The organism is Loigolactobacillus binensis (assembly GCF_005405165.1).
GTDB lineage: Bacteria > Bacillota > Bacilli > Lactobacillales > Lactobacillaceae > Loigolactobacillus > Loigolactobacillus binensis.
In genome coordinates this window covers 38,695-47,640 of sequence record NZ_BJDN01000024.1, presented here as the reverse complement: position 1 = coordinate 47,640, position 8,946 = coordinate 38,695, and the positions used below count along the sequence as shown (strand labels likewise).

Here is an 8,946-nt window from a genome sequence, read left to right as displayed (position 1 = left end):
TCCTTGAATTAATTCAAATACAGCCTTAATTTTTGTTTCTTTTGAAAACATGATAAAACCCCCAGATTTGGATTTCTCCAATTCTGGGGGTTCAGTTCAGTTTATGATTGGTGCCTTAGCCTAGCTGGGCGATAAGAGACACGCAGTGACTCGTTCGACTAGCGTAGCTAAGGCCGCCAATCATGCTTTTTTTAACACGTTTGCGCAAGCTCAGTTGGGAGTGTCTTAGCCTAGCAGGACAATAAGCAGCACGCAGTGATGCGTTTGGCTTGCGTAGCTACACGTAATAAGTTGCTTTTTTTAACACGTTTGCGCAAGTTCGGTTATAGCAGACAATAAAAAATTAAGCACCAAACTATTTTCAACACGATCATACTAAACGAAACAATAAAAAAATGGAGGCTTTAACATGCGGCGTATTATTATTGGTGTTACTGGCGCTTCAGGAACGATTTATGCCATCGATCTATTACAAAAGTTGGCACAAATTCCTGAGGTGGAGACGCATTTGGTGTTAAGTCAGTGGGCTAAGCAAAATTTGGCATTGGAAACCGGTTTTACGTTAAAGCAAGTTCAGGCATTGGCTGACGTTGCTTACAATATTAATGATCAAGGCGCAGCAATTGCTAGTGGCTCGTTTCTCAATGATGGGATGATCATTGTGCCAGCCAGTATGAAAACGGTAGCGGGTATTGCTAGTGGTTATGGTGAAAACTTAATTTCGCGGGCAGCTGATGTGGCGTTGAAGGAACAGCGTAAATTAGTGATCGTACCGCATGAGACACCTTTAAGTGTGATCCATTTGGAAAACTTAACTAAGTTAGCTCGTTTAGGGGTACAAATTATTCCACCAATTCCAGCTTTTTATGATCATCCGCAAACGATTCAAGCTTTAGTTAATCATCAAACAATGAAGTTACTCGATGCATTGGCGATTCCTAATCATGCTGCACCACGTTGGCAAGGAGATGGCGTGACCAAATGAAGATAATGACTTTTAAGGTTACGCAAGCCGGTTATACGATAACGGCTGACGTTCAGCAAATTGGGCCTGATCTATTGATCACAATCACTGGCGGTGATCATCCGCATATTGGCACGGTGACCACGTTTGGGGTAGCTACCGAGTTAGCAACCGTACGTTTTCCAAGTCATGACGGCCGTCTGCATAAAGATGATGTGTTGGCGACAACTTTAATGCAACAAATTCGTTCTCAGGTCGCTGGTAGCTGTACGATCACGGCTGGTGTGCATATTGATCAGATCAGTCAGCAACAGATCAACGCTGCAGCGCCAATGGCACGTGTTTTAGGGCAACAAATAAAGTTGTGGTTACAACAACAGCCGGTGACAGCTTCAGCACCGCAATATTATGGGCAAACGGAGCAACCAAAATAGAAAAAAGTTCGCCGTTGACAAGTCGCTTCTTCCGCGGTACTCTAGTAATTAAATATTGATTAGAAAAAGATGAGTAAATTGTGGCACCGTCAGCGAGCTTCTGGTTAGTGAAAAGAAGTCGGTCAAGCAGTTGAAGATGGTCTTTGGTGAGATTTGTGGTAAGCGTAGGTGAACTGCAGACGATTAAGCGCTCGTTATCGCGCTGAGCTTTTCTGCTCACTGAGGAAATATTCAATTATTTCATATTTAAGGTGGTACCGCGATTTTTTGTCGCCCTTGACGTTTAGTCAAGGGCTTTTTTTAATGAAATTGAATTTTTAGGAGGAATTTATAATGACAACAGCACCTTATCGTTACGATCAAGTTGGTAGTTTATTGCGGACACCAGCATTAAAGCAAGCACACCAACAATTGGCAGCTGGTGGGATCGACGCCGCGGCTTTAAAGAATGTTCAACAAGCGGAAATTAAAAAAATCGTTGCCAAACAGGTTGAACTAGGTTTACATGCTGTGACCGACGGCGAATTTAGTCGTTCGTGGTGGCATTTAGACTTTTTATGGGGGCTCAATGGCGTTGACAAGTATGATTATGAAAAGAGCTATAAATTTCATGGCAGCAAAACCCGGACTGACAACGTTACGTTAACCGGTAAAGTTGCTTATAATCCTGATCATCCGTTCTTTGCGGCGTTTACTTATTTACAGTCCTTAGTCCCAGCAGGAGTAGTTGCTAAACAGACGATTCCGTCACCGAGTATGTTATTTCGGGATAATCGTAGCGATAATGCACCGCAGTTCTACAACAATCATCAAGCTTATTTAGATGATTTAGCAACCGCTTATCATAAAACACTGTTGCGTTTTTATGAGCTTGGTTGTCGTTATATTCAGTTAGATGATACGACTTGGGCTTTTTTGATCGACCGCTTGAATGCCAGCAAAAATGATCCGGCTGCTCAAAAACAATATCAGCAGATCGCTGAAGATACAGTTTATGTTGTCAATCAGTTATTAGCTGACTTACCAGATGATTTAACGGTCACTACCCATATTTGTCGTGGTAATTTCCGCTCCACCTTCCTGTTTTCTGGTGGCTATGACGTGGTCGCAGATTATTTAGGTCAATTAAACTATAATGGTTTATTTTTGGAATATGACAACGACCGTGCCGGCGATTTTGCCCCATTAGCAAAGATTTGGCACAATGATACCAATAAACGAATCGTGCTTGGTTTGGTGACCTCTAAGTTTCCTGAATTAGAAGACCAAGCCACGTTGATTAAACGGATTCACGAAGCGGCCGCGCACGTGCCGTTAGCTAATTTAGCGTTGTCAACACAATGTGGTTTTGCCTCTACTGAAGAAGGTAATCAGTTAACTGCAGCGCAACAATGGGCTAAGTTACAATTAGTGATCGCGACGGCGAAAAAAGTTTGGCCGGAAGCTTAATTTGGAGGTATAAATTAAATGACAGTTCCTTATCGTTATGATCAAGTTGGCAGCTTATTGCGGCCGCAAGCTTTGAAGAATGCTCGGGCAAAATTTGCCGCTGGCGAAATCAGTAAGGCTGAATTGACCCAAGTCGAAGACGCCGAGATCATTAAAGTGATCGCCAAGCAAAAGGAGATCGGTTTGCAAGCAGTGACGGATGGCGAATTTCGGCGGCGGTGGTGGCATCTAGATTTTATCGCTGCTTTAAACGGGATCACTGTTTATAATTTTGAAACCACTGCTTTCGGCATTAAGGCTGAAGCACAGGGCACTTACGTTAGTGGTAAATTATCTTTTGCCGCCGATCATCCTTTCCTTGATCATTTTCGCTTTACCCAAGCTCATGCCGGAACTACAACGGCTAAGCAGACGATTCCTGGACCGAATATGATCTTCCTCGACTCGTTTATTTTGTCCCGCAAGTACCATGATCATCCCGTTTATGCGTCAAAGAATGAATTTAAAGCGGATCTGGTCGCTACTTATCAAGCCGCAATTTTGGCGTTTTATGCGGCTGGTTGCCGTTATTTGCAGTTAGATGATACTAGTTGGGGGGCGTTATTTGACCAGCATTTTCGGGAATTGATCAAACAAAATGGTTATGATCCAGATGAATTAGTGCAGGAATTCGGCGATATTACTGAGGCTGCTTTGACGGTTAAGCCTGCTGATATGGCGATCACTTTTCATTTGTGCAAGGGTAATTTTCAATCACAATGGTTGTACAACGGTTCTTATGCTAAAATTGCGCAACGTTTGTTGGCGATCACGGCCTTTGACGGCTTTTTCCTAGAATTTGATGATGAACGTTCTGGTAGTTTTGCGCCATTGGCTAATTTACATGATCAGCGCATCGTTTTAGGTCTAGTGACGTCAAAAACACCAGCATTAGAAACACCGGCTGCTCTGCAGCAGCGAATCCAAGAAGCAACTAAATACGTGCCCTTGGATCAAATTTGTTTAAGCCCGCAATGTGGTTTTTCGTCTACCCAAGAAGGTAATAAGCTAACGGCTGCCGACCAATGGGCAAAATTAAAACTAGTCAAGCAAGTAGCAGAAAGTGTTTGGCCAGAAGTCTAACTATTTAATAAGCCAAGTTAAAACTGTTTATAGTCAGTTTTAACTTGGCTTATTTTTTGGGGAAAATGACTTGCTTAATCGAACATATGTTCCTATAATGGAATTAAGTTAGATCGAGGTGGGCCAAATGGATTATACAAATGAACCCCATGGTGTTTTTTTTATGATCGATAATAAATCCTTTTATGCCAGTGTTGAAAGTGTTGAGCGTGGTTTGAATCCACTGCGCTCCGTTTTAGTGGTGATGTCGGAAGCCGATAATACTGGTAGTGGGCTGGTGCTAGCCGCTTCACCGCAGGCCAAAAAACGTTTTGGTATCAGTAATGTTTCTCGTCAATATGAAGTGCCGGTTACGCCAGCATTAATGGTGGTACCGCCGCGAATGAATTTATATATTGAGAAGAATATTGCGATCAACCAAATTTTTCGTTCTTTTGTGGCCGATGAAGACTGTTACCCATATTCAATTGATGAATCAATTTTAGATATGACGCATTCGTGGCATCTATTTGGCCCAACGCCACTAGCAGTAGCACGAACCATCCAGCGAACGGTTCGGCATAAACTTGGTTTATACACAACGGTGGGCATTGGTGAGAATCCAATTCAGGCTAAGTTGGCACTAGATTTATTTGCTAAGCACGATCACGACTTGATCGGCCAATTGACTTACACCACAATGGCTACTAAAGTTTGGCCGCTGACAGATTTAACTAAGATTTGGAGTATTGGTCGCCGGACTGCCATTCATTTACAACATCTGGGTATTCATAGTATGCAGGATCTGGCGTTGATCGATCCGTACGAATTACAGCAGGCAATGGGAATAATTGGAACTCAATTATTTGCGTTGGCGTGGGGCATTGATCGCAGTCAACTGCATGAGGTTGTAACGCCTCAGGACAAAAGCTGGGGTAACTCGCAAGTTTTGCCGCGCGATTATTTAAAACAAGGTGAAATTGAGTTAGTTTTACGCGAAATTGCCACGCAAGTTACTGCGCGAATGCGGCGGCACTATCAAAAGGCTGGTTGCGTTAGTTTAGGAATTGGCTTTGCGCATGCTGCCGCGCAAACAGATGGTCGTAGTGGGTTTAGTCATTCATTGCGGATTGAGCCTACCGCCAGCAGTTATGAATTGATCAATCATTTGTTAACGCTATTTCGTGGTGCTTGGGCTGGTCAGGCTATTCGGCATATTGCCGTCTCTGTTTCTCACTTAGTGCCGGATACTGGCTTACAGCTCAATTTATTTCAGGACCCGGAACGACAGTTAAAAAACATGCGCTTTGAGCGGGTGCTGGATCAGGTTCGCCGTCGTTTTGGGACTACAGCATTATTCCCGGCTAGTAGTTTATTGCCTGGTGGCACCATGTTGGCGCGTGCAGGTTTAGTTGGCGGTCATAATGGGGGGAATAGTTATGATTGAGACACCACAGCAAGCAGCTAAGCTCATTCAGCAACGGTTAGCTATTTATTTCAAGCCGCAAGCACGGCATCGTTACCAGATAGAGATAGTGAATAATATTTATGGTCCAACTTATAATTTCTTTTTAAACAGTCAAGCACCACATCAACGTGAACGTTCACTGCCATTACATCGTTTACAAGTGTATCAATTAGATTATTTAGAAGCAGTGATTGTTTTATTGCGGTCAACGACACAGTTAACTTTTAATTTTGTCGACTTTGCAACATTACGTTGGCCCCAAAAACAAACTTTGATTCAGTAGGGGGATTGAAATGATTTTACATCAGGCTAAGGATAGACAGGTCGCCGCTGATTTTTTTAAATATCACTATCATGATCGCGGTATGTTGAAGTGGGGGGGCTTTTATTTATCTGATCACACTAGCGCCTTACAGAAAATGCACGCCGCTGAAGTGCCAGAAGCTCAATTAGCAGCACAACCGCTGGCTATGATCAGTCAAAGCCTTTTTGCAGCGTGGCAAACTCAGCGTCCTGTTCATCTGCAACTTAATCAATTAGAGGATGGCGAGCGGGTGGTTGCATTGACTGGAACAGTTGTCGGTATGGCGGATAATGAGATCGGGATTCAGACTGACCAACAGAAAATTGTTTGGTTAGTACTAGCGGCGATTAAGCACGTTACATTGATGTAAAAAAAGTTGACACTAAATCAAGTATGACTTGACCTAGTACCAACTTCTCGTATTGACTACTGTGCATTATTATTTTTGGCCTAAGTTTTGGGACCAAGGTTGTGTGTGTAACATCCAATTGACGCCGTATTTATCAGTGAAATGGCCCATTTTACCGCCCCAGAACTGTTCGGCGAAGGGCATTGAAATTTCGACTTGGTCAGATGCGGCAATTTTAGCATAGAAAGCGTCGGCAGCAGCTACACTGGCAGGATCTTCATTATTGATGTCCAGCATTAAAGTGATCTGTTTATTAGCAGTAACGGCGCCATTGAAGGCATCGGCACATTGCAAATCTACGCCTAGAATAGTAAAGCCAGCGTGCATAGTCATATTGTTAAGGTCAGCATCAGCAGGTAGGCCAAATTGTTGTGCTTGTTCTGGTGATGGTGCGAGCCGATAAATATTAGTGGCTCCAAAAACGGTTTCGTAATAGGCCAAGGCTTCTTTAGCGTTGGTAAAGGCAAGATAAGGGTAGAGACGTGATTGCATTGCGTAACACTCCTTTGCGTTAGTTAATTGTCGGACACTAGCAATGATACCGTTCTCATTATAACGAAATCAACCGCTTTGTCTACGTTTTTTTAGTGGAGAACATAAAAAATGCTGACTGTAAAAGCAGTCAGCATTAATGGATCTAGTCCGTATGTTCTTCAATAATGGTAGTGACGTCACCAGCTTCGGTTGCCCGTGCTTGCCGGACACGTTCACTAATATTGACGGGTGTTCCTGCTCGCCGTAGATCCGCAAATTCTGCGGTAGCGGTGAAAAGAATGTCACTGGCGGCGTTAACTGCCGTTTCAACTGAGTCTTGAATCACGCCAATAATAAAACCGACACCAACCACTTGCATGGCGATATCGTTGGAAATACCAAATAGGCTACAAGCCAGTGGAATCAATAACAGTGAGCCGCCAGCAATACCAGAGGCGCCGGTGGCCGAAATGGCGGATAATAGACAAAGTAAGAAAGCCATCGGGAAAGAAACACTGATACCTAGTGTATGTGCGGTGGCCAACGTCATGATCGAGATGGTCATAGCAGCGCCACCACTATTGGCCGACGCGCCTAAAGGAATGGAGATGGCATAAGTTTTTTCATTTAAACCTAACCGCCGACTAAGATCCATATTGATGGGGATGTTAACCGCCGAACTTCGGGTGAAGAATGCAGGAATGCCGCTTTCGCGCAGTGTAAACAAGGTCAATGGATATGGGTTTTGATGGGTCATGATCCAAACCATTGCTGGGTAAACGATTAAAGCGACAAAGGCCATGGTCCCAACGACTAATAGGATAAGTTGTCCATAACGCGCTAAACCACTTAAACCAGTTTGTGCTACAGAACGAAAAACTAAACCGACAATACCGATTGGTGCTAATTGGATAATAAATTGGACAACGTTGGTGATCGCGTTGGAAAAGTCGCTAACCAGTTTTTTGGTGGTGCCGCCAAATGGTCGCAAACCGATACCGATCAGGCTAGCCCAGACTAGCAGGGCCAAGTAATTACCTTCGGTTAAGGCTTTGACGGGATTTTCAATGGCGTTATTGAATAGACTATTGATCACGGTCGAGATTCCCTTTGGTGCGTTAGCCGCAGCGCTGGTTGCGCCCTTTGGCAAAACCACATCAACGGGGAACAAGTAACTGGCGCCAACTGCGACTAATGCAGCAATGAACGTTGCCATTAAATATAAGACAACGATCGAACGCATATGCGTTTGTGCGCCTTTTTCATGCTTTGACATTGAAGACATGATCAACATGAAAACTAGCAATGGGGCGATAGCTTTTAAGGAATTAACAAATAAATCACCCAAAATTTCCAGCCAAGTCCAGCTAGGAATTGTTATCCCTAAAATTGCCCCAACAATAATACCGATCAGGATCCGCTTGATCAAAGAGATCCGTGTAATTCGTGCCCACATAACTTTCAACTCACAATCTTTTTTGTATTAGGTAAAAGTATAAAGGATTATGAGAAAAAAATAAACTAATTTTAATAATTTGCTCATCTTTTGGTCCAAGGTTAACTAGTTTAAATTATTTTTAGCCAGTTTTGGCGGTGTAAGTCGGTGTCAAGCGAAATTCATATAAAAAGCAACTTTTACTTGCGTTCTGCAGGCAACAATGGTTACTATATAGAAGATAGATCTATCAACCATAGAAAAGTTCCTCCAAGTCTCCCAACTTGGAGGCTTTTTTGTATGGAGATAAAAAAATGAGTCGTTATTCTAAATACGTAGAAACAGGCCAATTGATTGCCAGCGTCAGTTATCCTTGCCATAATAATGGTGTAACAAAAATAACTCAGGAGGTGCATGATGGCAAAAATGGTTTTTGTGAACTTGCCTGTGACAGATATGCAGCGTTCAATTGCGTTTTATACGGCTCTAGGATTTAAGCAGAATAAAGATTTTTCTGATGAAAATGGTGTCGGCATGATGTGGAGTGAAACAATCTGGCTCATGTTGCTGACACATGACTTTTATGCCCAATTTCTGCAGGAACAAACGGTTGCCGCTACGCAAAGCGTCAGTGGAAGTATGACCGCTTTGAGTTTTGATAGTGTGGCAGCTGTCAAAGAATTTGCGGCTACAGCGGCGGCAAATGGGGGTTCATATTATCATGTTGAACTCGGTATTCCGGAGGACCAAATGTATGAGCTAGAAGTTAAAGATCCTGATGGTAATGTTTTGTCTGCCAGCTGGATGGCAATGTAAATAAAAAGTGGCAACTAGATGATCGTCCTTAATTGGGAACTATCAGCTTAGTTGCCGCTTTTTTGCGTGGACCAAAGCTATTTAAACGATAT

General features: G+C 43.1%; 10 protein-coding genes. 8 read left to right on the top strand and 2 right to left on the bottom strand.

Annotated elements, in window-relative coordinates:
* Positions 1–409: 409 nt before the first annotated feature.
* The 7 genes from FFM78_RS10775 to FFM78_RS10745 all read left to right on the top strand — a co-directional run bounded on the left by FFM78_RS10775 (position 410) and on the right by FFM78_RS10745 (position 6,090).
* A complete protein-coding gene (locus FFM78_RS10775) occupies positions 410–985 on the top strand; it encodes a UbiX family flavin prenyltransferase (protein WP_137638427.1) in 576 nt (191 codons plus the stop codon).
* A gap of 2 nt (positions 986–987) precedes the next feature.
* A complete protein-coding gene (gene lpdD / locus FFM78_RS10770) occupies positions 988–1,398 on the top strand; it encodes a prenylated flavin chaperone LpdD (protein WP_373280667.1) in 411 nt (136 codons plus the stop codon).
* 333 nt (positions 1,399–1,731) lie between these two features.
* Positions 1,732–2,847 carry a vitamin B12 independent methionine synthase gene (locus FFM78_RS10765; protein ID WP_137638425.1) on the top strand — a complete coding sequence of 372 codons (1,116 nt, stop codon included), beginning with the start codon at positions 1,732–1,734 and terminating at the stop codon, positions 2,845–2,847.
* An 18-nt stretch (positions 2,848–2,865) separates the two neighbouring features.
* Positions 2,866–3,969 (top strand): 5-methyltetrahydropteroyltriglutamate--homocysteine S-methyltransferase, encoded by a 1,104-nt coding sequence (locus tag FFM78_RS10760; RefSeq protein WP_137638424.1) that lies wholly within the window; start codon positions 2,866–2,868, stop codon positions 3,967–3,969.
* Positions 3,970–4,096: 127 nt separating this feature from the next.
* Positions 4,097–5,395: a Y-family DNA polymerase gene (locus tag FFM78_RS10755; protein ID WP_137638423.1), complete on the top strand. Its 1,299-nt coding sequence runs from the start codon at positions 4,097–4,099 to the stop codon at positions 5,393–5,395.
* Entirely contained in the window at positions 5,388–5,699 is a 312-nt protein-coding gene (locus FFM78_RS10750) for an acetyl-CoA carboxylase (RefSeq protein WP_137638422.1), read from the top strand. Before FFM78_RS10755 ends, FFM78_RS10750 begins: the two co-directional genes overlap by 8 nt.
* 10 nt (positions 5,700–5,709) lie before the next feature.
* A complete protein-coding gene (locus tag FFM78_RS10745) occupies positions 5,710–6,090 on the top strand; it encodes a hypothetical protein (RefSeq protein ID WP_137638421.1) in 381 nt (126 codons plus the stop codon).
* 69 nt (positions 6,091–6,159) lie between these two features.
* Here the strand turns inward: FFM78_RS10745 and FFM78_RS10740 are convergent, their stop codons facing one another.
* Together FFM78_RS10740 and sstT are read right to left on the bottom strand one after the other, a co-directional pair.
* Positions 6,160–6,621, bottom strand: coding sequence for a VOC family protein (locus FFM78_RS10740; RefSeq protein WP_137638420.1), 462 nt, complete (start codon positions 6,619–6,621; stop codon positions 6,160–6,162).
* A 145-nt stretch (positions 6,622–6,766) separates the two neighbouring features.
* Positions 6,767–8,059, bottom strand: a complete 1,293-nt coding sequence (gene sstT, locus FFM78_RS10735; RefSeq protein WP_137638419.1) for a serine/threonine transporter SstT — start codon at positions 8,057–8,059, stop codon at positions 6,767–6,769.
* A 396-nt stretch (positions 8,060–8,455) separates the two neighbouring features.
* Between sstT and FFM78_RS10730 the strand changes: the two genes are divergently transcribed.
* Entirely contained in the window at positions 8,456–8,854 is a 399-nt protein-coding gene (locus FFM78_RS10730; RefSeq protein WP_137638418.1) for a VOC family protein, read from the top strand.
* Positions 8,855–8,946 lie beyond the last annotated feature (92 nt).